The organism is Vibrio rotiferianus, assembly GCF_002214395.1.
Taxonomy (GTDB): domain Bacteria; phylum Pseudomonadota; class Gammaproteobacteria; order Enterobacterales; family Vibrionaceae; genus Vibrio; species Vibrio rotiferianus.
In genome coordinates this window covers 1,265,056-1,286,819 of the sequence record NZ_CP018312.1, presented here as the reverse complement: position 1 = coordinate 1,286,819, position 21,764 = coordinate 1,265,056, and the positions used below count along the sequence as shown (strand labels likewise).

General features: G+C 40.8%; 29 protein-coding genes. 2 read left to right on the top strand and 27 right to left on the bottom strand.

Annotated features, from left to right (window positions below):
• The first annotated feature begins 115 nt into the window (after nucleotides 1-115).
• Nucleotides 116-418, top strand: coding sequence for a hypothetical protein (locus BSZ04_RS25255; RefSeq protein ID WP_069507791.1), 303 nt, complete (start codon nucleotides 116-118; stop codon nucleotides 416-418).
• 181 nt (nucleotides 419-599) lie between these two features.
• Here BSZ04_RS25255 and BSZ04_RS24935 read toward each other — a convergent pair whose 3' ends face one another.
• The 26 genes from BSZ04_RS24935 to BSZ04_RS25460 form a co-directional block, all read right to left on the bottom strand.
• Nucleotides 600-1,232 (bottom strand): hypothetical protein, encoded by a 633-nt coding sequence (locus BSZ04_RS24935; protein ID WP_151899064.1) that lies wholly within the window; start codon nucleotides 1,230-1,232, stop codon nucleotides 600-602.
• 165 nt (nucleotides 1,233-1,397) lie between these two features.
• Nucleotides 1,398-1,868: a GNAT family N-acetyltransferase gene (locus tag BSZ04_RS15235; RefSeq protein WP_088880737.1), complete on the bottom strand. Its 471-nt coding sequence runs from the start codon at nucleotides 1,866-1,868 to the stop codon at nucleotides 1,398-1,400.
• A 156-nt stretch (nucleotides 1,869-2,024) separates the two neighbouring features.
• Complete coding sequence (locus BSZ04_RS15225; protein ID WP_088880736.1) at nucleotides 2,025-2,798, bottom strand: nuclease-related domain-containing protein; 774 nt, start codon at nucleotides 2,796-2,798, stop codon at nucleotides 2,025-2,027.
• A 159-nt stretch (nucleotides 2,799-2,957) separates the two neighbouring features.
• Nucleotides 2,958-3,458, bottom strand: a complete 501-nt coding sequence (locus BSZ04_RS15220; protein ID WP_088880735.1) for an opioid growth factor receptor-related protein — start codon at nucleotides 3,456-3,458, stop codon at nucleotides 2,958-2,960.
• Nucleotides 3,459-3,613: 155 nt separating this feature from the next.
• On the bottom strand, nucleotides 3,614-4,024 hold the full coding sequence (locus BSZ04_RS15210) for a cytidine deaminase (RefSeq protein ID WP_025613414.1): 411 nt from the start codon (nucleotides 4,022-4,024) through the stop codon (nucleotides 3,614-3,616).
• Nucleotides 4,025-4,186: 162 nt separating this feature from the next.
• Nucleotides 4,187-4,537 (bottom strand): hypothetical protein, encoded by a 351-nt coding sequence (locus BSZ04_RS15205; protein ID WP_088881615.1) that lies wholly within the window; start codon nucleotides 4,535-4,537, stop codon nucleotides 4,187-4,189.
• Nucleotides 4,538-4,689: 152 nt separating this feature from the next.
• The gene (locus BSZ04_RS15200) at nucleotides 4,690-5,265 is read right to left on the bottom strand and encodes a hypothetical protein (RefSeq protein ID WP_088880733.1); all 576 of its coding nucleotides are present in this window, start codon (nucleotides 5,263-5,265) and stop codon (nucleotides 4,690-4,692) included.
• Nucleotides 5,246-5,698 carry a Panacea domain-containing protein gene (locus BSZ04_RS15195; RefSeq protein WP_088880732.1) on the bottom strand — a complete coding sequence of 151 codons (453 nt, stop codon included), beginning with the start codon at nucleotides 5,696-5,698 and terminating at the stop codon, nucleotides 5,246-5,248. The genes BSZ04_RS15200 and BSZ04_RS15195 overlap by 20 nt, the downstream gene beginning before the upstream one ends.
• A gap of 822 nt (nucleotides 5,699-6,520) precedes the next feature.
• Nucleotides 6,521-7,648, bottom strand: coding sequence for a TIR domain-containing protein (locus BSZ04_RS15185; protein WP_050548321.1), 1,128 nt, complete (start codon nucleotides 7,646-7,648; stop codon nucleotides 6,521-6,523).
• Between the two features lie 706 nt (nucleotides 7,649-8,354).
• The gene (locus tag BSZ04_RS15170) at nucleotides 8,355-8,657 is read right to left on the bottom strand and encodes a type II toxin-antitoxin system RelE/ParE family toxin (RefSeq protein WP_005448239.1); all 303 of its coding nucleotides are present in this window, start codon (nucleotides 8,655-8,657) and stop codon (nucleotides 8,355-8,357) included.
• Complete coding sequence (locus BSZ04_RS15165) at nucleotides 8,645-8,902, bottom strand: type II toxin-antitoxin system Phd/YefM family antitoxin (RefSeq protein WP_088880731.1); 258 nt, start codon at nucleotides 8,900-8,902, stop codon at nucleotides 8,645-8,647. Before BSZ04_RS15165 ends, BSZ04_RS15170 begins: the two co-directional genes overlap by 13 nt.
• A 252-nt stretch (nucleotides 8,903-9,154) precedes the next feature.
• Nucleotides 9,155-9,370, bottom strand: a complete 216-nt coding sequence (locus BSZ04_RS15155; RefSeq protein WP_029837056.1) for a DUF6434 domain-containing protein — start codon at nucleotides 9,368-9,370, stop codon at nucleotides 9,155-9,157.
• Between the two features lie 117 nt (nucleotides 9,371-9,487).
• A complete protein-coding gene (locus tag BSZ04_RS15150) occupies nucleotides 9,488-10,714 on the bottom strand; it encodes a hypothetical protein (protein ID WP_088881613.1) in 1,227 nt (408 codons plus the stop codon).
• A gap of 123 nt (nucleotides 10,715-10,837) precedes the next feature.
• Entirely contained in the window at nucleotides 10,838-11,521 is a 684-nt protein-coding gene (locus tag BSZ04_RS15145; RefSeq protein ID WP_088880730.1) for an SDR family oxidoreductase, read from the bottom strand.
• 159 nt (nucleotides 11,522-11,680) lie between these two features.
• Nucleotides 11,681-12,085 carry a hydrolase gene (locus BSZ04_RS15140; protein ID WP_231896320.1) on the bottom strand — a complete coding sequence of 135 codons (405 nt, stop codon included), beginning with the start codon at nucleotides 12,083-12,085 and terminating at the stop codon, nucleotides 11,681-11,683.
• Nucleotides 12,086-12,224: 139 nt separating this feature from the next.
• Nucleotides 12,225-12,755: a hypothetical protein gene (locus tag BSZ04_RS15130; protein ID WP_161493760.1), complete on the bottom strand. Its 531-nt coding sequence runs from the start codon at nucleotides 12,753-12,755 to the stop codon at nucleotides 12,225-12,227.
• Nucleotides 12,756-12,907: 152 nt separating this feature from the next.
• On the bottom strand, nucleotides 12,908-13,189 hold the full coding sequence (locus BSZ04_RS15125) for a hypothetical protein (protein ID WP_231896319.1): 282 nt from the start codon (nucleotides 13,187-13,189) through the stop codon (nucleotides 12,908-12,910).
• Between the two features lie 236 nt (nucleotides 13,190-13,425).
• The gene (locus BSZ04_RS15115) at nucleotides 13,426-13,926 is read right to left on the bottom strand and encodes an opioid growth factor receptor-related protein (protein WP_088880726.1); all 501 of its coding nucleotides are present in this window, start codon (nucleotides 13,924-13,926) and stop codon (nucleotides 13,426-13,428) included.
• 166 nt (nucleotides 13,927-14,092) lie between these two features.
• The gene (locus BSZ04_RS15110; protein WP_088880725.1) at nucleotides 14,093-14,701 is read right to left on the bottom strand and encodes a pyridoxamine 5'-phosphate oxidase family protein; all 609 of its coding nucleotides are present in this window, start codon (nucleotides 14,699-14,701) and stop codon (nucleotides 14,093-14,095) included.
• Between the two features lie 144 nt (nucleotides 14,702-14,845).
• Nucleotides 14,846-15,259 carry an RDD family protein gene (locus BSZ04_RS15105; RefSeq protein WP_088880724.1) on the bottom strand — a complete coding sequence of 138 codons (414 nt, stop codon included), beginning with the start codon at nucleotides 15,257-15,259 and terminating at the stop codon, nucleotides 14,846-14,848.
• A 171-nt stretch (nucleotides 15,260-15,430) separates the two neighbouring features.
• The gene (locus tag BSZ04_RS15100; RefSeq protein WP_088880723.1) at nucleotides 15,431-16,453 is read right to left on the bottom strand and encodes a Kiwa anti-phage protein KwaB-like domain-containing protein; all 1,023 of its coding nucleotides are present in this window, start codon (nucleotides 16,451-16,453) and stop codon (nucleotides 15,431-15,433) included.
• 4 nt (nucleotides 16,454-16,457) lie between these two features.
• Nucleotides 16,458-17,075 (bottom strand): hypothetical protein, encoded by a 618-nt coding sequence (locus BSZ04_RS15095; RefSeq protein ID WP_088880722.1) that lies wholly within the window; start codon nucleotides 17,073-17,075, stop codon nucleotides 16,458-16,460.
• A 215-nt stretch (nucleotides 17,076-17,290) separates the two neighbouring features.
• Nucleotides 17,291-17,530: a hypothetical protein gene (locus BSZ04_RS15085; protein ID WP_088880721.1), complete on the bottom strand. Its 240-nt coding sequence runs from the start codon at nucleotides 17,528-17,530 to the stop codon at nucleotides 17,291-17,293.
• A 156-nt stretch (nucleotides 17,531-17,686) separates the two neighbouring features.
• Nucleotides 17,687-18,082, bottom strand: a complete 396-nt coding sequence (locus BSZ04_RS15075) for a hypothetical protein (RefSeq protein WP_197697135.1) — start codon at nucleotides 18,080-18,082, stop codon at nucleotides 17,687-17,689.
• A 140-nt stretch (nucleotides 18,083-18,222) separates the two neighbouring features.
• Nucleotides 18,223-18,732, bottom strand: coding sequence for a YajG family lipoprotein (locus BSZ04_RS15065; protein ID WP_050925295.1), 510 nt, complete (start codon nucleotides 18,730-18,732; stop codon nucleotides 18,223-18,225).
• A 767-nt stretch (nucleotides 18,733-19,499) separates the two neighbouring features.
• Nucleotides 19,500-19,907, bottom strand: a complete 408-nt coding sequence (locus BSZ04_RS25460; RefSeq protein WP_399419294.1) for an SH3 domain-containing protein — start codon at nucleotides 19,905-19,907, stop codon at nucleotides 19,500-19,502.
• Nucleotides 19,908-20,197: 290 nt separating this feature from the next.
• Between BSZ04_RS25460 and BSZ04_RS25250 the strand changes: the two genes are divergently transcribed.
• A complete protein-coding gene (locus BSZ04_RS25250) occupies nucleotides 20,198-20,461 on the top strand; it encodes a hypothetical protein (RefSeq protein WP_231896329.1) in 264 nt (87 codons plus the stop codon).
• 836 nt (nucleotides 20,462-21,297) lie between these two features.
• Here BSZ04_RS25250 and BSZ04_RS15020 read toward each other — a convergent pair.
• Nucleotides 21,298-21,561, bottom strand: a complete 264-nt coding sequence (locus BSZ04_RS15020; RefSeq protein WP_088880716.1) for a hypothetical protein — start codon at nucleotides 21,559-21,561, stop codon at nucleotides 21,298-21,300.
• Nucleotides 21,562-21,764: the final 203 nt, after the last annotated feature.

Sequence of the window (21,764 nt, the reverse complement as noted above, 5' to 3'; positions counted from 1 at the left end):
TTTGTTAGTCGCGAGGCACCGAGCGACAATTTTAAGCCAAACTAAACTTTGCGAACAACAAACTTTATGTGCTTTGATGCACTTAAGCCAGGCGTAGTCTCAAAGCAGCTATTCAATGAAACCACTTGGAACAAACAACGCCGCAGAAAACGAACTGACAACACCAAAAGGCGCTTTTGGAAAGCTAATCTCACAGTGCGGACTTTCAACGAAATCACTGAAACCACGTGGAATTTACAACACCAGAGAAAACGTCATTTCAGCGAGTAAATCGGCTTTTGTGCCGACAAACTCACCGAGCGGAGTTGCAACCAAAAACAGACTCTCGATCGCCCTACTCTGTAAGCACCAAAGAACAAAACAACCGCTAGGACAGGTACAAAACTTTGGATTTAAAACGGCTAGAACTAAGCTCTGATGATCGACGATTAATCGATGTACCAAGCAAACAGCTGCTAAATTTTAAGCTCAGAAACATGATGTTGATTGCTAGCTTTTTCTGGCGACTAACGCCTTGCTAAGGTGTGAGTAACGCAACCCAAAAGCTACCGCACAACGACTTAATCACATAAGCCACCGCATAGTAAAAACGCCACGCGTTACGAATCACTCTTAAGCAACTTGTTATATTTTTGTTCACTTGCATGTAGCTGTTCTTTTAAAGATTCGATTTCTTTCTCTTTGGTAAGCAACTTTTCTCTTTGTTCTTCCAATGTATCGGACACTTTTTTCACGTTCAGGTAAACCTCCGACGAAGACTGCGGCTTCTCCATATCCAGTAAACCAGAGTTGAGTGCATTTGAGGCAATTATCAGTAGAATTGATACGTAGTAAATGAGAACAATAACTTGAGTACCCCATTCTTTAAGATAAAACTTGAGAATGTTTTGGTACGTTGAACTTTTAATTCTGTGTCGACATCGCAAGATACGAACTATTTTACTAGTTCTCTCGATCACACCAATGTTGGCATGTCGGCCAAGGAAAAAGCTAGAAATACTCCTAACCCCATAGTTCATATTTATGATGAACAGAACGCTTCCAATTGCAACTAAGCTCCATGACATAAACTGTCCAACCTGAACGCCAACTCCACCAATATCTGATGATTTTACTAAAGCTAGACGTCCACCAAGCACAATAACCGTTGCTATACCAATATTCCTGATGTGGTCAAAAATCGGCTTTGGATCTTGATTATAAAAATTAACAACTTTACTAATGAAGCTCACTACTGCTTATTTCCTTACTTTTGATTAAAAATATAACGCCTTGTTAAGGTGTGAGGCACGCAATACCAAAGCTCCCGCATACCACCTTAACCACTAAAACTAACGCATAGTAAAAATGCCACGCGTGCCGAATCACTCTTGAACAATTTGTTATGTAGCCGACTTTCAGCTTAGTGCTTTCTGCCCAATTTGGATTTTGGGGGCAATACCAGCTTTGCGATACAAACTTAAAGCAGATTCATTGAAAGAGTATACTTCTAAAAACAGCTCTTCTCCGCCGTTAGAGATAGCCCTTTCCTCAAATGCCTCTATTAGCGCCAATCCAACGCCTTGGTTTCTAAAGCATGAATCCACTACTATTTGTTCAATGCTCGCGATTTTTCGCTGTTTGAGCGTCCAAGACTTACGAACCCATAGCTCACCAAAAACAAAACCTACTAACTGCCCTTTGCTTTCGGCTACCAGAAAAATCGAGCTTTCACTTTCGATTATCTTGTGCGTGTCTATTTTTTGTTCAATTTCTTCCGGTGATAAGAAGTCATCAGGTAAATTTGCTTGATGATACTCATTAAGCTGAAACTGTAGTTTCTTGATAACACTGATATCTTCAATGCGAGCTTGGCGAATATTTAACATATATAAATCCTTTTAACTTACCGTCTTCTCGTGGCTACATAACGCCCTGTTAAGGTGTGAGCAACGCAATGCCGAAGTCACCGCATACCACCTTAAACACTAAAACCAACGCATAGTAAAAATGCCACGCGTTGCGAATCACTCTTAAACAGTTTGTTAGTTGAATTGTTTCACAGCCCTACACTTGGGAAAGGTTGAACAACCCCAAAACTGTTTACCTATATTTTCACCACGCTTGGTTTCACGCAACACCATTTCAGAGCCGCAACGGGGGCACTCATTTGAGCTAACTTTGGATGCAACAACTTCTTTGACATGTTTACGATGCTTTAAATCCGTAATGACTCCGCGCTTTAACTTTAACCGGTTTATAGACTCTGTTAACCGAGCATAATCATTGTCAGAGAACACTACATCATTAAATTGCTGAATGTATCGAATACTTCCTCGAGCGTAGGTAACGTTTGGAGGCATGTCGGTTTTAAAGGTACTGTCGCCGATGAAAACAATAACCGAATGCAAGTGTTCTTCACTGCAACCTAGCAAGGTTTCCAGAGCTTTTATGTGCTTGTAATTCTGATGCAGTGGGTTCTGAAATTTAGAGGAATGACGGTAAATCTTTTGTGTCCACTGTTTCTGGCGAACTGAACCAAATATCCAACCTTTCATATTCTTAGTTTCAACGACGAAGATGCCATATCTAGAAACCACAATATGGTCGACTTGAGTTGTACCATCGTTAGTCGGCAACGTTACGTCTTTTATTAGTGTGTAATCAGACTCTGGTAATTTGGACAAAAGACGGTTCACGAGAAACTCACCGAATACACCTTTTAGCCACCTACTTTTGAAAACGCTAACAATGAGCAATAAAGGCACTAGATACCAGACTTGCGCAAGCACATTAATAAATGCTTCAAAAATATTCACGGATTTTCCCTATTCAACTAACGCCCTGTTAAGGTGTGAGCAACGCAATACTGAAGCCACTGCACACCACCTTAATCACTTAAACCAACGCATGGTAAAAATGCCACGCGTTGCGAATCACTCTTGAACAGTTTGTTAGTGCGCTTTTTCAACGATCCCCTAACCTTTAAGCGCGTTACGCCAATACTCGACCGTTTTGTCTGAAACCATGCCGGTTTCTCTAGCTGCAGCCACTAGAAAGTCACACAATTTAGCTGCTATCTGCTCATTACCGAGTAAATACAAACTACGAATTGCTCGGGTCAGGCGAAGCTGGTTATGGTCATGACTTTTAAGCCAAACATGGTTAGCAGGACTTAATGGCTGTATTGACGAAATTTCAGACCCATCTCGCTGTAATCCCCAAAACTCAAGTAAAAGGTCGAGTGCTTTTAAGTGAGCAACACGTAATTCTTCTGAGTTAGCAAAAGCCTCTCGATCTGCTTGAGTTACCAAAGGAGCATGTTGATTGAACTTGGTGCCCTCATCTATCGGAAAAAGAACTTGAATATACTTATGATCATGCTCCAGCCAGAAGTGGTTGTAAGCTAACAACTGCTCAACATTGCGACCAAATTTATCTGGAGCTTTACCAGATATGAAACGAGCAATTTCACTCATTTTAAATCCTGCTAATTGTAATTTTTATCTTTGCGCACTAACGCCTTGTTAAGGGGTGAGCAACGCAATGCCAAAGCCGCCGCATACCGCCTTAAACACTAAAACCAACGCATAGTAAAAATGCCACGCGTTGCGAATCCCTCTTGAACAATTTGTTATAGCGCTTTGCCGTTTACAAGTGACCAATGATGAGGCATTAATTCTCGTATAGTCTTGAAAACCAATGCATTCTCTGGAGTCGTAATTGCTGCTTTGACATCCCCACCCCAATGGACGAGGCGCTCTTGGCAAACTCCGCATGGTGACAAGATTAGAAATTCATCGTTCTCGTTCTCACGACACAGGCATAATGAGTGGGTCACTCGCTCATTGAGTTTGTGAGCCTCTAAATACGCTCCCACCTCCATACATAGTGAAAGAGCATCGTTTTTAGTATCAGGAGCAATGCTTGTTAATATTTTTCCTGATTCTGTTCTAACAGCCGCTGCTCCACCCCAACCAGAAGGATATCGCATATTTACTAGTTCTATTGCTGCTTGATAGAGCTCTTTTTCGATATTATCCATGACCATCCATATTCAATTTTATCGTGCGCTATAACGCCGCGTTAAGTAGTGAGCAACGCTGACTACCAAACCCAAACCATTGTGCCTTAATCACCAAAGCTGATTCAAACTAAGAATGCCGAGCGTTGCGAATCTGTCTTAAACGCTTTGTTATGCTCGTAATTAAAGAAATTGAAGGATTAAACAAGCAATAAACGCTGGTAGACCAGCTATGAAGAAAACTAAGCCTGTTTGGTAGTTCATTCGATAGTGCACTCGTTCGTCTTTTTCGAAATCATGCCCTTCTACCATTTTGTAAACTTTATCTCTTCTAGGATCATCTAACCGAGTCGTCTTACTATGGACACCACCTTGCCACATCAGCTTCGCTAAAACCCATATGACGATGACAACAAAGAAAAGAAAGTCGACCAACTGAGTAGTCGCAAAGAATGGGACAAACTGGGCTAGAGCGATAACAACAAGAGCCGCTGAGAGGTTAATTAGAACCACTTTCTTGAATAGATCGAGCAAAATCATCTCCTAGAGCATAACGCCGCGTTAAGTAGTGAGCAACGCCACCACGAAACCTAACCATACCGCCTTAAACACAAAACCCAACGATGGAATGAAAAATGCCATGCGTTGGGAATCTGTCTTAAACGCTTTGTTATGTGACTGGTGTATCAGTTATCTATAGGGCAAATTTGATGGTTTCGTTCATACCATACTAAATAGAAATGATGTTGAATTCGAATACCCCAAGCTCTTTTGTTACTTCCAAGGCGAAAGCGAAAGAGATCTTCAAATTCGGAAACAAGCTCTAGATCCCACCAACGAATTTGAGCTTCGTCACACAGAGAGTCGAGAGGTTGATATTTATTTAACGCCTTTCTTATCTTATCTGCACCGTTATAAGTTGCAGATTCAACTTCTGACCACGGGACCGATGTAAATGAGTCAAAGTGTGGTTTGATGTCACTTTTAAACTCATCCTCGCTCCATCCTCGAGGCTCACTCCAACTCCATTCACCATCTAAGTCTGAGTGCGAATTACACCAAGTGAGGTAGCAGTCCTTATAGTTGTGAACAGAAACAGCACTACGAGCTGCTTTCGTTAAATCAGGTGTTACAGTTGCTCTTATGAATTTATCTTTAATATCAACTGTAGAGCTTAAACGAACTGACTTTGCGCTATTTTTTAGTAATTTAGCATTTTGACGAGCCAACCGGGCTTCAGATTTACTCGGTTTCTTCGCCATTCCAGACACCTGAATAATATTCAAAAATCGCAGCAGAAGTAATCACTTCATTACATCTGGCAGTCGGAGCTAAATCACCACGAGCATTTTTCCATGGCTCTTCTTGGTGGTTGATATCACTCAACTGTTGAGCGGTGTAGTCGCCGTAAAACTCTAACACTTTGTCTATGGTTTCTTTTTGATCAACAGTGAAAGAAGCTGAATCATAGTCTTTAAATAAATCAGCGGACACTTTGAACATTCCACGATGAATATTATATAGTTCCGGACTAACTGCACCATTTGCCCAAGCTTGGAACTCTTCATTAAATAGTTCTTCTTCATCCCAAACCAAAGCCCACGCTTTCACATAAAACGCTAGCTTTTGAAGCTTCATTGCAGTAATTTCACCTTGTTTTTCAAGGATATACTTTGCCACATCAAAAACTGACATAAACGTCTCTCTTAAAAAGTTCATTTAACACTAAGATGATAATCCATCAATGTACACACGTACAGTAAAACGAGTTGTAAAGTCACATAACGCCCTGCTAAGGGGTGAGCAACGCAATACCAAAGCCGCCGCATACCACCTTAATCACTAAAATCAACGCATAGTAAAAATGCCACGCGTTGCGAATCCCTCTTGAGCAGTTTGTTAGTTTGCAAACCCAAAGCGTTGATTTTAAGTCATTTTAAACTTTGCAAACAATAAACTTTATGTGTTTTGATGCACCTAAGTCAGGCTTAGTCTCAAAGCGGCTACTCAATGAAACCACGTGGAACAAACAACGCCGCAGAAAACGAACTAACAACACCAAAAAGCGCTTTTGGAAAACCAATCTCACAATGCAGACTTTCAACAAAGCCACTGAAACCACATGAACTTACCACACCAGAGAAAACGCTATTTCAGCGAGTAGGTCGGCTTTTGTACCAACAAACTTAACGAGCAGAATTTCAGCAAAAAAGTTCGACTCAGGTAACCCAAAAGTCGCCGCACCAAAAGACAAATCAACCGTTGAAACGATGCCAATTTTGAATTTTCACCACGCTAGTTAACACTAAAATTGAAAGCCAATACGACAATTTTAACTTTGAGCTTTTACCACTAGATGTTGCGATATAGCTGCGTTTTTCCTCTTGCAAACTAACGCCGCATTAAGGTGTGAGCAACGCTACCACTTAACCTAAAGCATTACGCCATAAACACGAAACCCAACCTTGAACGAAAAATGCCAAGCGTTGGGAATCACTCTTAAATGCTTTGTTAGCTTTATTGTTCGATCAACCCTTCTCGCTCAAGAACCATTCGAATGTCTTCAAACGCTGCCCTAATATTGCCTTTAGGAAACCTAATTTGACCAACTCCGTGTATGTTAGAGAACTCCTGACAACCATCTTCGAGTAAAATAATGGCGCGTTTAAATGTAAGCCGTCCTTGAAACAAACCAACTTCATGTATGACATTTTCTCTAGCATGAAGAGTATTATCTGCATGCTCATCCTCAGCTGTCATAATTAAAAACGCAAAAGATGCTTGGTCTAACATAGTTTCTAGTCGCTCTTTAATGGACAATCCGGCAGTGGCCTCTCTATTAAATTCATCCCAATCCAGTTTAAGACGTTCTGATAGAAAGTGAGATAAATCGCGCCAAAGTAAACTGCGACCATGCCCTATAAAAACCTTACCTTGAATTAATTTTTCGGGCACATTTTCACGATACTTCTGGCGTAAATAAGTGGCAGCTCTATCAGCAATTTTTGATAATTCTTCTATTTGTGAAAAGTAGGACTTTAATGAATAAAGCCAACTTCTAACTGTAATATGTGGTGGTGCAATAAAACCCTGAGACATGGCTAAAGAGTCGCGGGACATAAACTGCCCGCGTGGTTGCACTGCTTTTAGCAAACTCTGTTGACTAAAATGCGATTCAATTTTTTTTGCTTCATCTCGATACCCTTCTATTACCTCAGACTTTGTATCTTCAAGTAGAATTGTAAGTAATGAGGAGAGCTCATCCTTCATTGAGTCGAACAACTTACCCGTTTGATAAGCTACATCAGCAAATTTTGTGTTTTCACTAACCCCTGATTTTTCAAATATATACTCTCTTACATACTCTGGATTATATTCCAACCAATTATCAGATACTCGATTCACAAAAGTATCCTGTAGACCCCATTCTTTACTAAAGTGATCTCCGGGTTTCGGGATATTGAAGTCAACATAATAAACATTAGCTTGATATCCCAACCAAGAATTTGATGAGGCTCGTTCAACTTTTCGGATAACCTCTTCGAGTGCAAACGTTTCCTTTTCAAAACCTGAACTTTCGAATTGAGTTGATGCTTCTTTGCACTTTTGAGAGATGTTTAACAACTCTTCGATTCTATCTTTCATATTCCCTCACTAAATAAAGCTAACGCCTTGCTAAGGTGTGAGTAACGCAATACAAAAGCTACCGCACAGCGCCTTAACCACATAAGCCACCGCATAATAAAAATGCCACGCGTTACGAATCACTCTTAAGCAATTTGTTAGTACATGCACTACTTCTATTTGTGCGCTCCAAGATATTGAAAAGTAGCATGATATGAAAGGCTTTGAGCACTGAAGTGAGACGGGCAGCTACAAAAGTTAAACTCGATTGAAAAACGAAAGTTGGCTAGAAGAAAAACGCACTGAACTGCCCTACTTTCACTGGCTTCAAATTAGAAAAGGATTCGGTCCTAGTACTCCGACGACAGCATCAATTACAACCAAGGTTCTCTCAAAAGCCGCCACAAAAGTGAAGAAGCGCCAAAGAAATAGGCTAAGAGTTAGAAACCGTAAACGGTGAAATCAAAGCGAACACTCCGCATATAGTGCCACCGGAAAGAACGTGAGAGGTACAAACTGAAAGGTGTAAATACGAACGCCAAAACAGATAAACACCCAAAACTTATAACCTTTAATGTCAAACCCGTACTAACGCCCTGTTAAGGTGTGAGCAACGCAATACCGAAGTCACCGCATACCACCTTAAACACTAAACGCAACGCATAGTAAAAATGCCACGCGTTGCGAATCACTCTTAAACAGTTTGTTAGCCGCTCATTCCCAAAGGTTATTGCTTGCTCAGTAGGAACTTACGCAAGTCTCTCTCAGCACGCATAACAAACAGAATAAATACTTTGTCGCCGTCTTGTTTATAGAAAACGCGGCACGGATTAACTACAACTTCACGATAACTTAGATGTTCTAGTTCAGGCGGAATGCGACCCGATTCAGGGAAAGCCTCTAAGCGCTCGACTTTAGAAAAGACCGTTTGAACCAATTGTTTTGCAGCTACGATATTTTCAAGTGCGATGTATTCAGCGATATCATTGAGGTCGGATAGCGCTGGCTCAGTCCAGATTATTTCAGCCATTTTGACATTTTGTCCTTGGCTTCATCGTGACTCACCACTTTACCATCAGCTAATGCACGTTCACCTCGTGCAATCCCCTCCAGAATCGCCAAACGATTTTGCATAAACTCGTAATCATCAACATCAACCAGATATGCCGATGGTTTACCATGTTCGGTAATTAACACTGGTTCCTTAGTGACGTGGAGATCGGCAAGGATCTTTGTTGCTTGGCGTTTGAGTGATGTAACTAGTTCTACTTTCATGAGAGCTGCTCCAAAGGAATACTAAAGTGATACTATTCTATCACTTTGAGTATAGCAAGCTCCATGACGGCTAACGCCTTGTTAAGGGGTGAGCAACGCAACACCAAAGCTTCTGTATACCACCTTAAACACTAGACTTAACGCATAGTAAAAATGCCACGCGTTGCGAATCCCTCTTGAACAATTTGTTATACAAAAACCTACAGCGCGTAAGCTACCCTCTAAATCCTAGTGAATGTACTTTAATATCAATTACTTTGATTTCTGTCGTTTAGCCCATTCTTCTGAGGCATCCCCCATTGTCAAACCTGTGGCATTGTTAATCCAATTCATGAAATCACGATCAAACTTAAAATTTTCGCCAAACTTTGATTTGAAATATCTGCGAACGTTCTGAGTCGTTTTATAGCTATCTGTAATTATGGTGCTGTCATCAATATGATTTTTATGCCAATCAACCTTATCCATGGTTTTGAAACCTCCTTTTGTATAACGCCGCATTAAGGTGTGAGCGGCGCTTGGCTATACTTGAGCGAAGCGAAACTGCCAAGCGTTGCGAATCACTCTTAAATGCTTTGTTAGCTTTTATCTTGGTGTGTGATATAGCATGATCGCAAGCTTCACCACTCGGTTCCTATCACCGTCAAGATGAAACTCGTAGTTAAGCCATGTTTCATCTTTTTCACCAACGTACTTGAGAAAGTTGGAGTGTCTTGGTGCTGCTTCTTTCGCAGTTTTAACAACAGTACTAAAATCTTTATTTGGCACAAACATAATTACAGCAGCTTTTGAGTCCCGCCACGTTAGATAGCCTAAAAGCTGAGTTATTGTAGATACAAAGCTTTTCTCGCCTTTCCAAAACTTACACTCACCAATAAATACATTTGTTCCTTCATGCCTTAGTAATATATCGGTTTTTCCAGTTTTATTGAATGTTTCTCCGGTAGCAGAACCTTCAAAATTTGGCTCTAACATCATTAAAAAATGATCTCTAAGGTGCTCTTCTTCCTTACCTGCGTACAAGCTAGGCAACCGCTCAAACTCTTTTCCCACATCATGGATTAATTTCAATATATCTGTATATGTACTCTGGTCTAGGCTTGGTTCTGGTGTAAATCCAGCTTCCTTTACGCTTGGCTTGTTTAAAATAGTTTTTTTCCTCTTTTGAGGACTCGGAATAGAAAATGTTTCAGATGCAGCACTAGATTTCTTTATTGGAACACCTAATGATGCGAGTACCCCAGAGCTCTTTTGAATTCTCTGCTTTCGTGCATTAAATGCATTGCGAATATGTTGCTGTAAACTAGCATTAGCTCTTTCTACTTCAGCTTTAACGTTGCCATACTGCTGCAATATATTTCTGATGTTTTCATCCTTCCTACGAACTATCTCATCCGCATCGTCTCTGAAGTTAATTATTTCAAAACAAAACTCATCACGACTAACTTCGATCTCCATTGTCCATAATATTCTAGAACTCGGGATACAATGGAGCAATTGAACATTTCCACTTATTGGCACATGAAATTTGATAACATCTTTCTTATAAGACTTCCCTGAATAAACATGAAAATCGCGAGGAAAATACTCAGCTGGTATCATTTGCTCGCTAGAAGAAGCATAAATGTCATCAATGTGAATTTCTAAACCTTCCACCGTTGCTCCTGACACTTTGTGAGCAACGTAATCATCTTCGTTTACGTTTAGAATGTAGTCATCCTTTTCGGATTCGATTGAGAAAGTAGCATTTGATTTACTTGCCTCAAGAAAATCCCTAAGATCCCTTTCTCCGAAAACTCTACTTTTTCTCATAACCGCTAAACTCTCCTTAAAAGCTAACGCCGCATTAAGGTGTGAGCGGCGCTTGGCTATACTTGAGCGAAGCGAAACTGCCAAGCGTTGCGAATCACTCTTAAATGCTTTGTTATACGAATTTTACCAGACGTGTTCCGCCCCCTGCCATGTTAAGAACTTACCACTTTGTTCTAAGGTCAAGTTACTTATAAGCTTTACAATACCTGATGCACTTTCTTCAACAGTGATATCTGCGTCCTTACCACCCATATCCGTTTTCACCCAGCCAGGATGAATTGGGCACACAACAATTCCTTTAGGCTTAAGTTCCAATGCCAAAACTTGCATTACCTTATTAACCGCTGCTTTTGAGCTTCGATACGCATACATACCATAGCTTTCTCGGTTTAATGCCCCCATTTGACTTGAGACGGTAATAATACGAGGGTTTGCACTAGTTTCGATAAGCCCTAAAAGAGCTCGACTAACCATAAGAGGCGCGATTGAGTTCACTGCAAAGGTATTGAGCCATTCCTTTGGGTCGATAGCCTCCATGGATTGCTCATCTGAACCAATGACACCCGCATTATTGATAAGTATGTCTAACTGAACATTGGATAGCTTAGAGGCCAAATTAGCTATTGAGCTTTCATCAGTGACCTCTAGTTCATGTAGTGTCAGCGAACTATTAACAAGCATGCTTTTTAACTGCATTGAAGGCTGGCCACGATAAGTCGAGATGACGCTATAACCTAAAGCTAAAAACTGACGAGTTAATTCAAGCCCAATACCTCTTGAAGCTCCAGTGATTAAGACTGTTTCCATTTGCTGAATTTCCTTATTCGTATAACGCCCAATTAAGGGGTGAACAACGCCTCCACCCGAACCTAAAGCATTGTGCCATAGATACTAAAACTGAAGTAGAAGCAAAAGTGCCAAGCGTTGTGAATCCCTCTTAAATTGCTTGTTATGTGCGTGCTTACGTTATGCAACAAACTGCTTTATACGCTTGGTTCCAATAAAAAACCGATACTTACTTTGTTGAAGTAAGTCTAAATGACGCTCAAACTTGGGTAAGCCATTGGATAAAGACAGATGGTAGACGAGTCCATTACCGACGTACACTCCAACATGTGCTCCGTATGAGTCAGTAGAATCGTTGTATATCATGATATCTAGCGGCTTAAACTCAGTGACTACCTCACTAAACTCTGAGTCATCCCACAGTTCACTAGAACGGTAGTTAGGTGGATTTAGACCGAAGTCTCTGAGCAGATTATAAGCAAAGACCTGACAGTTAGCGCCACGCGTTAAGTCTGAATCATCTTTGCAACCTGGTATGCGGGATGAAACGTATCTTACATTTTTGAATCTGTCGGGAATATCCATTTCCATTTTCTCCCAAAGCACATAACGCCTTGTTAAGGTGTGAGGCACGCAATACAGAAACCTCTGCATACCACCTTAACCGCTAAACCTGACGCATAGCAAAAATGCCACGCGTGCCGAATCACCCTTGAACAATTTGTTATGTGCCTTTGCGAATAGAGCCCCAATACACTTTGTGCCTGTCAGCCAAAGGAATGATTTTATATTTTTGAATACCAAGCAGGCACCCAACCCTTGAATGCCCCTCAACTAAATGAGGTATGCCAGATTTACCACCAAGAACATTTGCATCTAGAAATATCGGTGGAGTTAACCAAGTACCATGCTTTTTCCAATGATTGAGTACCTCCTCTCGGCAATCAATCACTGCCTCTCCGACGTCGTTGAAATGCGCTGCATCTTCAGATACCTCCTCAAGAAAATCAGGAAATGAAGCATTGCTACCTATCTGCAAAAACTTCGTCGTATCAAAATCAACTAGCTCCCACTTTAGATCAGGAAGTGATAGATCACCGTAGAGAGCTAAAAAGCGACTGTTGGCATTATGATCAATATAAAACTGTTCAATCACAGAATCAGGCGCACTAACCCCATGCAGCTTGAGTAAATCAATACTCTTATCTGTGCTATATGGATCTAGTGCAATTTTCGACAAGTCTTTATACTTCAATTTATTGCCTCAAAACTCTGGTGGCACATAACGCCGCGTTAAGTGGTGAGCAACGCCAACCACCTTACCTAAACCATTGTACCTTAAACACTTAACCCGACTAGAACTGAAATCGCCAAGCGTTGCGAATCCGCCTTAAACGCCTTGTTAGCTTAAATCTCAACGAATTTTGCATACGGGCAAGCACTCACTAGTTCACTTTTAACGCCTTTCATTAAGTGCTCTGGAACCCAAAAGTCCAAAGCTCCATCGGATTTATTAAACAGAGTTACGCACGTCCCTCCAATCGGGTCTTTCACAAACTGAATACGTACAATATTGGAAGTACATATCGTGCTGCCTTTTAAGCGGAGGAATCGTTCCACAGCCAGCTTACGGATCGTTATTTGGTTGCCTTCAATCTCGATGATTGCTTTGAGCTTTGAAGTTTTCAATTCGAACAAACCAAATAAGACTGGAAACACTAATGTTGCGCATAGAACTAAAATGATTATTAAAATAATATCGAAATTTTCGCGCTCCTTTAAGCTAACGCCCTGTTAAGGTGTGAGCAACGCAATACAGAAGCTACCGCATACCACCTTAAACATTAAACGCAACGCATAGTAAAAATGCCACGCGTTGCGAATCACTCTTAAACAGTTTGTTAGTGCGCTTTTTCAGCGATCCCCTAACCTTTAAGCGCGTTACGCCAATACTCGACCGTTTTATCTGAAACCAAGCCTGTTTCTCTTGCTGCTGCCACTAGAAAGTCACACAAGTTAATTGCTGTCTGTTCATTACCGAGTAAATACAAACTACGAATTGCTCGGGTCAGACGAAGTTGGTTGTGGTCATGACTTTTAAGCCAGACATGGTTAGCAGGACTTAATGCCTGTAATGAAGAAATTTCATTCCCATCTCGCTGTAATCCCCAAAACTCAAGTAAGAGGTCGAGAGCTTTTAAGTGAGCAACACGCAATTCTTCTGAATTAGCAAAAGCCTCTCGATCTGCTTGAGTTACCAAAGGTGCATGTTGATTGAACTTAGTACCCTCATCGATCGGGAAAAGAACTTGAATGTACTTATGATCGTGCTCTAGCCAGAAGTGGTTGTAAGCTAACAACTGCTCTACATTGCGACCAAATTTATCTGGGGCTTCACCAGATATGAAGCGAGCAATTTCACTCATTTTAAATCCTGCTATTTGTAATTTTTATCTTTGCGCACTAACGCCCTGTTAAGGTGTGAGCAACGCAATACCGATGCCGCCGCATGCCACCTTAGTCACTTAAACCAACGCATAGTAAAAATGCCACGCGTTGCGAATCACTCTTAAACAGTTTGTTATACACGTCCTAAAGGCTAGACTCGTAGTAAGTCAGCATTTGTTCTTGGCTAACGTAGTCTCCACCTAACTTCTGCTGTTCTTTTATTATTTCAGCTAATGATGGCAATATTGAACGATCAACTTGAAAATCGTTAGACCACAACTTCCCACGCATAATAGCTTTAGCACAGTGGAAGTATGCACTTTCAACTACCACTTTCACAACGACCTTAGGTTCTTTATTACCATCGGGACAAAGAGACAATAGTTCAGGTTCTGTATGAATAGTTGCATGACCCTTTAAGCGTACGACTTCATCGATCCCTTTAACCATGAACATCATCCCCACTTTAGGGTTACTTACAATATTCTTAAGGCTATCAATTCGGTTGTTACCACTACTATCTGGTATCAAGATTGTTGACTGATCCAAAACTTTAACAAATCCGGGAGCACCACCTTTTGGTGATATGTCTGTGAAGCCATTAACGTCTGTACTTGAAAGAATACAAAAATGGCAATTTTCAATCATTGTTATCGAATGACGATCTAACTTACTTAATACCTTATTTTTAGCTTTGTCATTCGGCTTTGGGTATATATCCAGTAGTTGTTCTATCGATGAAATCTGACTCATTCTATTACTTCCTTATAAGTGTATAACGCCCTGTTAAGGTGTGAGCAACGCAATACCGAAGTCGCCGCATACTACCTTAAACACTTAAACCAACGCACAGTGAAAATGCCACGCGTTGCGAATCACTCTTAAACAGTTTGTTAGCTAATTTACTACAACGATTGTTTTCGCAAGTTTGTCACCTAATCTCTGCCTTCTTTTACCTAGAATAAAGATCGCGTCAATCATGCCGATTATTGGTGTCAAAACATTGCGGAAAAACGACTGAGGAAAACTACAACTTTTTCCTGTAACTGAGTCTATTACTGAGATACCTAGTAGCTTCTTACCAAGGCTTTGACCTTTTGCGAAACCATCAGAAAGTAGGAAATAAAAAGCAGCGGCAGAAAAGGCGATTAAGCCAGATGAGTCTTGGGATAAACCAATTAATGTACCGAGCCAAAGAAAGAAAATGAATATTGCGGCACTTATTGCACCATCAATGATTTGTCCTAAATACCGAAGACCCGGACTTGCAAGCCTATGCGATTCGACAATCGAATCTCTATCTGTTTCCACTTACTTTTCCTCCATGTGAGTTAGATGTCGAATAAATTTGCTAACGCCGCATTAAGGTGTGAGCAACGCTACCATAAAACTCAACCATACCACCGTAAACACAAAACCCAACGATTAGCACCAAAAATGCCAAGCGTTGGGAATCACTCTTAAATGCTTTGTTATACGTACTTAGCCCTCGATGGCAATAAGTTCACCTTCTACGTCAAACATAAGGTCATCGACAACTGTTTTTACTCGTTTATTTTGCAGAAGAGTTAAGAGTTCTTTTACATATTCCTTATTGTCTTCAATAAGGATTTTGCCATTAGAATCAAACTTTACTTGCCAATTACCAGCTCTATCAGCAGCTTGTTTTAACTTTCTTAGCCAGACTTCATTGTTGTAATATTGCTTATCTAATACTGATGCCAATTGGCGCATCATTCGTTTGTCTTCACCAATGATATTAGTCAGTTTTATCGATTCTTGAGAACTCATGGCTGCACTTTGACCCAGTGCCGTAATTGCCTCAGCTTTCTTTTCAACCAAACGGTCATGGAAGTTCATTGCCACTTCAAACTGCTTGATATCAGCAATATAGACGCCTGACTTATATTGAATGAAATCAATATAAGGCGTTATTTGAAAGCGAGGACTCTGATCGATTTTAACAACAAGCTGGTTATCTTGCATACTTGTAAATATGCTTTTTCTTGCAGTGTTGTTTACCGACCATGCACCCTTGATATATCGAAAAGCATAAATACTCTGCTCTTCATCACCTTCACCAAATGTTAATTGAATAACATATGCGTTGTAGCCATTTAGCTCACTTTCCTCTGTAATCGTTGGCAAACCACCACCTTCAACCTTTGTTTTTAATTGGTCAAGGTCAGTTGAGCTAGACTCAACGTAAAAGAAACGATTGTCTTGAATTGTGGGGATGGATTTCAGCTCTTCGATGTGTTCGTTACCACGAATACACTGGATAACATACTGCCTAAAGTGTTCTTTGTAATCATCATGTACTTTAAGGTTCTTTATGTCTCCAAAACGTTTTGTTTTGTTACTTGTTTTTACTTCAGCAACCCATAGGTTCACTACTGAATCAGATAGTTCGAGCCCACGCAGCTCTGCGAGCTGTGTGTCAAGAGATGCCTGATCCAGTCTTTGCTGAACTTCTTCGACTACATTTGCTTGGACTTGTGTCATCCTGCTACCTATCACCTAACGTTGAAATAAAATTTATGCCTGAGTTTTCTAGAAAACGAACTCTCGTAGTTGACGCTTTTGCGATGCCCATACAGAGTGCTGTAGTGATATGTTCTCCATTTGGTTGTCCAACTTTTCGGTACTTAATTTCGAATAGCCGAATACCCAACAAAAGAAACATAGGATTTAATACGATTATTTTTTCTTTCCGAGTGAATGCGAACATAAATACTAGAAATACGAACAATGAAGCGATCGACTGCCAAGTTTGATAATCAAAAGCAAACAAACCGATTAGAAATGGCAAAGTATAGTTAAGCATATCGCCTCGAACGGGCGAGACTTCAAGTAACACTACCTCATCAGAGCCTTGCGCCTTAGAAAATAAGCCTCTCATTAAAAATGCCGTAACCAATGTGCAAATAGAGGATACTAACAAGCCTCCTACCGCCCAATAGCTTACGTTCGTACCCCATTGCACAAAACCAATCGGGATGGTCGCAGATTCAGAACCGATGTCTCGAATGAACAAGATTAGAAACAAAGGGTAATATGATGAGATAAATATCAACAGCTCGACCCAGAGCTTGATCCCTATCTCATGCGATGTTTTTATTATCATTGTCGCAACCCATTATAAAACTTGTTGAATTATACCTGATTTGGCTATGGATATTCTACTTTGTACGTATAACGCCCTGTTAAGGGGTGAGCAACGCAATACCGAAGCCACCGCACACCACCTTAATCACTAAAATCAACGCATAGTAAAAATGCCACGCGTTGCGAATCCCTCTTAAACAGTTTGTTAGTTGTGCCTGTCGAGTACTACCAACCTTAATCTAGGTAGTCTGGTGTATGTAAGTTTGTACCGCAGACCTTGCACTTGTAATCACCTGAAGGCTCACCTTCCATTAACGCACTCGCTATTGCTGCAAATAAGCCAGAAAAGAAACCTTTAACTTCTGTTTCAGTGGCTTCACCAGATTTAGAGAAGCTTTCATACTTATGAAGCGTCACCTTTTTGCAATTACAGCAGAACGCTTTGGTCTCTTCAGTGCCGTATGTTTGAACCAACTTGAGTATCTCCAAAAACCTAATTTTTCACCTAGCAACTAACGCCCTATTAAGGTGTGAGCAACGCAATACAGAAGCCGCCGCAAACCACCTTAATCACAAAATTAAACGCATAGTAAAAATGCCACGCGTTGCGAATCACTCTTGAACAGTTTGTTAGTTGTTGTTTTCCAAGGAGCTTCTATTTTCCCAATGCTCCCCTAAACCTAAAGACTTTAGGTGCTGTTTTCTGCGGAGATCACTACTTGTTTGTTCCGCCAATTCAGCTTGTATTTCTTGGAATTTTGTTTGTTTTTCTAATTCTGCGGCTTGGCGTTGTAGTTCGAGACCTTGTACCTCTAAAGCTTTTGTATTAAGAGACAACTCATGCCTTTGCAAGTTGTAGCCAACGATTAGCCAAAGAAACGCCACTGGGGCAAAAATCCCAGCCAAAAAATCACCCCACTCATTTAATTCTAAGGCCTTTGCATCAGGCCAAGTTACAGAAATTAGCGCAACAATAACTGTAAACCACAGCACAGTGAGTGATATACCAATTTTCTCAAGTTTCAAATTTTGTCTCCAACAACTAACGCCCTGTTAAGGTGTGAGCAACGCTATACCGAAGCCACCGCATACCACCTTAAACACTAAACGCAACGCATAGTGAAAATGCCACGCGTTGCGAATCACTCTTAAACAGTTTGTTATGTTTATGAATCCGTCAGATACGCAATAACCTTTGGATCACGAAACATCGCTGACATTGCCTCTGCTAAAGTGTGACTTGCGGTATCGTTTACGGTATATCCGTTCTCACTGTATGCGGTGTAGACTGCACTGTAGTCGCTACCAATAGTCAAAGAAATTTTTGTTGTGCACGACGGTCCGAACATTCCCTTTTTGCAAGTTAAATCATCGACCGACAACGACAGTTCTTTTTTAGGGTTATTCGAAGTTATTATGCCTTTTCTCTTAACCAATTCTTGCTCTGTTATTTCAATGAGAGTCTCGGTGAAATCAAACTTAGAGCCTGTTACTGCCATTAAATCCAAATCAGCAACAACTACCTCATCGTGACTAGATTGAGCGTTAGTCACCGAAATAGTCTCGTTAACATTGAATTCAATGAAAGGACTGATTTCCGAAACATCTGCTTCTGTCTTTAATGGTTGAACACAACCTGAAAGTATTATCGGAAGAAATACTATTACTTTTTTCATTTAACCGTTTACGCAATGTGTTGTTTAACTGAAAGGCGAAAGTAACAAATTGAAACACCAGAATATGGGATCGATATCACACATTAAAAGAGAAACATAACGCCCTGTTAAGGGGTGAGCAACGCAATACCAATGCCGCCGCACACCACCTTAATCACTAAAATCAACGCATAGTAAAAATGCCACGCGTTGCGAATCCCTCTTGAACAGTTTGTTATGCTTGTTCTATCAGTAGGCACAGTGAAATTCCAACGCTGCATACAGTTGGACTATGCCTAAAGAGGTCTTATTTATGATGCTCTTTGCTACGCGAATGCTCGGCATACTTTTGGGAAATGAGTTGATGGATATGAAGTCCTGTTTTACGAACAAGATACCAATCTATCGCTGCTAAAATGACCAATCCTATTATAGTTCCCATCTAAAACCCTCCTTACACATCGAATCATAACTCTATCAAACCGCTGGTAAGTTAGATAAGACAGAACGCAATTTTTGTTGGGCAGCGATGGTTTTCAGAGACGTTAGAGTCAATTAAAGGATAAACCCCTCATTTCTAGTAAAGATACTAGTGCAGATACAAGGTGATCTTTGTTGAATACGTAAAGTGCCTATACTTACAAGTTTGAGAAAAAGCATAACGCCCTGTTAAGGTGTGAGCAACGCAGTACCGATGCTTCCGCATGCCACCTTAAACACTAAACACAACGCATAGTAAAAATGCCACGCGTTGCGAATCACTCTTAAACAGTTTGTTATAAGCAATTTTAACTCATTCGTTTGAGGTACTTTTTACTAACCCAATAAAAAGACGACTTGTAGCGAATCATTGCCCAATCACTAATAAATGAATGTACATACACCCTTTGACCTTTACTTAAAGTACCTACGACCTCTTTTGAACTAAATGGGTTATCACGGACATTTAGTTTAGTAGCAGTAACTTCGTAATCACCTGCACTCAATTTATTTTGCGATTTATATTTAGGTGACTTTGCACTAGTCGCGGATTTAGATGGCGAGTAACTCTTCGAGGAGTACGTCCCAATGCGGCAAGTTTTCTTCCATGATATACATGAATTCCCGCATGGTTGCCCTTTTTTACAGATCTTAGCTTGCGCATTGAACCCAACAGTCAAACCAAGAAACAAAACTAAAAGAATCTTATATCTCACTCTCGTAATCTCATAATTGCTTATAACGCCCTGCTAAGGGGTGAGCAACGCAATACAAAAGCCGCCGCAAACCACCTTAATCACTAAATTCAACGCATAGTAAAAATGCCACGCGTTGCGAATCCCTCTTGAGCAGTTTGTTAGTCGCGAGGCACCGAGCGACAATTTTAAGCCGAACTAAACTTTGCGAACAACAGACTTTATGTGTTTTGATGCATTTAAGTCAGGCGTAGTTTCAAAGCGCCTACTCAATGAAACCACTTGGAACATAAAACGTCGTAGAAAACGGACTGACAACACCAACAAGCGCTTTTGGAAAACCAATCTCACAGTGCGGACTTTCAACAAAGTCACTGAAACCACGTGGAACTTACCACACCAGAGAAAACGTCATTTCAGCGAGTAAATCGGCTTTTGTACCGACAAACTCACCGAGCGGAGTTGCAACCAAAAACAGACTCTCGATTGCCCTGCTCTGTAAGCACCAAAGAACAAAACAACCGCTAGAACAGTTACAAAACTTTGGACTTAAAACAGCTAAAACTAAGTTCTGATGATCGAAGATTAATCGGTGTACCAACCAAACAGCTGCTAAATATTAAGCTCAGAAACATGATTTTGATTGCTAGCTTTTTCTGGCGACTAACGCCCTGTTAAGGTGTGAGCAACGCAATACCGAAGCCGCCGCATACCACCTTAAACACTAAAACCAACGCATAGTAAAAATGCCACGCGTTGCGAATCACTCTTAAACAGTTTGTTAGTCGCGAGGCACTGAGCGACAATTTTAAGCCTAACTAAACTTTGCGAACAACAAACTTTATGTGCTTTGATGCACTTAAGTCAGGCGTAGTCTCGAAGCGGCTACTCAATGAAACCACTTGGAACAAACAACGCCGCAGAAAACGGACTGACAACACCAAAAAGCGCTTTTGGAAAACCAATCTAAAAGTACGGACTTTCAACGAAGTCACTGAAACCACGTGGAATTTACAACACCAGAGAAAACGTCATTTCAGCGAGTAAATCGGCTTTTGTACCGACAAACTCACCGGGCAGAATTGCAACCAAGAACAGACGCTCGATTGCCCTGGTCTGTCAGCGCCAAAGAACAAAAAAGCTGCTTGGACACTTGCAAAACTTTGGATTTGAAACAGCTGAAACTGGGTTTTAACCATCGATGAAGAGCCTATATAGCAAACAATCATCAGCCAAATTTTAAGCTTAGAAACATGATTTTGATTGCTAGCTTTTTCTGGCGACTAACGCCCAATTAAGTTGTGAGCAACGCTACGACCACGCCGAACACTTCACCTTAATCACTAAACAAATTGAAACCGAAAGTGCCGAGCGTTGCGAATCAGCTTGAATTGCTTGTTATGTGCCGACTTCAATGCTTCTCACAGTCCTTTTTATCCTTGAACAAGTTTGTAAAGGCTGTAGCTTCTGTGCGCTCCAAGTCTTGATAGGCTTCAAACATGTCGCCATCTTGATAACCTAGGAAACACAGACTTCCTTGAATAACTGCTGTGAAAAAAGAAACAACTAAAACTAGAAAAGGAATTACACCAAATAAGTCTAGAGCTAGGAAAATCGAAGATATCGCCATAGCCACGACGGACACAACAACTTTGAACTTACTTGTAATTGCCATAACCACTCCTTATGAATGACTATCGCACATAATATAGACACCTAATCGCACATAATGTAAGACAAGTCACACTGGGCACATAACGCCCTGTTAAGGGGTGAGCAACGCAATACCGAAGCCGCTGCATAACACCTTAATCACTAAAACCAACGCACAGTAAGAATGCCACGCGTTGCGAATCCCTCTTGAACAGTTTGTTAGGT

Excerpts from the sequence above, each read along its gene's own strand:
- BSZ04_RS15155 (WP_029837056.1), bottom strand. The coding sequence starts at position 9,370 with ATGGATAAGGTTGATTGGCATAAAAATCATATTGATGACAGCACCATA.
- BSZ04_RS15165 (WP_088880731.1), bottom strand. The coding sequence starts at position 8,902 with ATGAAAGTAGAACTAGTTACATCACTCAAACGCCAAGCAACAAAGATC.
- BSZ04_RS15100 (WP_088880723.1), bottom strand. The coding sequence starts at position 16,453 with ATGACACAAGTCCAAGCAAATGTAGTCGAAGAAGTTCAGCAAAGACTG.
- BSZ04_RS15115 (WP_088880726.1), bottom strand. The coding sequence starts at position 13,926 with ATGAGTGAAATTGCTCGCTTCATATCTGGTGAAGCCCCAGATAAATTT.
- BSZ04_RS15095 (WP_088880722.1), bottom strand. The coding sequence starts at position 17,075 with ATGATAATAAAAACATCGCATGAGATAGGGATCAAGCTCTGGGTCGAG.
- BSZ04_RS15110 (WP_088880725.1), bottom strand. The coding sequence starts at position 14,701 with ATGAGTCAGATTTCATCGATAGAACAACTACTGGATATATACCCAAAG.
- BSZ04_RS15140 (WP_231896320.1), bottom strand. The coding sequence starts at position 12,085 with ATGGATATTCCCGACAGATTCAAAAATGTAAGATACGTTTCATCCCGC.
- BSZ04_RS25255 (WP_069507791.1), top strand. The coding sequence starts at position 116 with ATGAAACCACTTGGAACAAACAACGCCGCAGAAAACGAACTGACAACA.
- BSZ04_RS15195 (WP_088880732.1), bottom strand. The coding sequence starts at position 5,698 with ATGTCAGTTTTTGATGTGGCAAAGTATATCCTTGAAAAACAAGGTGAA.
- BSZ04_RS15210 (WP_025613414.1), bottom strand. The coding sequence starts at position 4,024 with ATGGATAATATCGAAAAAGAGCTCTATCAAGCAGCAATAGAACTAGTA.
- BSZ04_RS15170 (WP_005448239.1), bottom strand. The coding sequence starts at position 8,657 with ATGGCTGAAATAATCTGGACTGAGCCAGCGCTATCCGACCTCAATGAT.
- BSZ04_RS15065 (WP_050925295.1), bottom strand. The coding sequence starts at position 18,732 with ATGAAAAAAGTAATAGTATTTCTTCCGATAATACTTTCAGGTTGTGTT.
- BSZ04_RS15235 (WP_088880737.1), bottom strand. The coding sequence starts at position 1,868 with ATGTTAAATATTCGCCAAGCTCGCATTGAAGATATCAGTGTTATCAAG.
- BSZ04_RS15150 (WP_088881613.1), bottom strand. The coding sequence starts at position 10,714 with ATGAGAAAAAGTAGAGTTTTCGGAGAAAGGGATCTTAGGGATTTTCTT.
- BSZ04_RS15020 (WP_088880716.1), bottom strand. The coding sequence starts at position 21,561 with ATGGCAATTACAAGTAAGTTCAAAGTTGTTGTGTCCGTCGTGGCTATG.
- BSZ04_RS15185 (WP_050548321.1), bottom strand. The coding sequence starts at position 7,648 with ATGAAAGATAGAATCGAAGAGTTGTTAAACATCTCTCAAAAGTGCAAA.
- BSZ04_RS15200 (WP_088880733.1), bottom strand. The coding sequence starts at position 5,265 with ATGGCGAAGAAACCGAGTAAATCTGAAGCCCGGTTGGCTCGTCAAAAT.
- BSZ04_RS15145 (WP_088880730.1), bottom strand. The coding sequence starts at position 11,521 with ATGGAAACAGTCTTAATCACTGGAGCTTCAAGAGGTATTGGGCTTGAA.
- BSZ04_RS15220 (WP_088880735.1), bottom strand. The coding sequence starts at position 3,458 with ATGAGTGAAATTGCTCGTTTCATATCTGGTAAAGCTCCAGATAAATTT.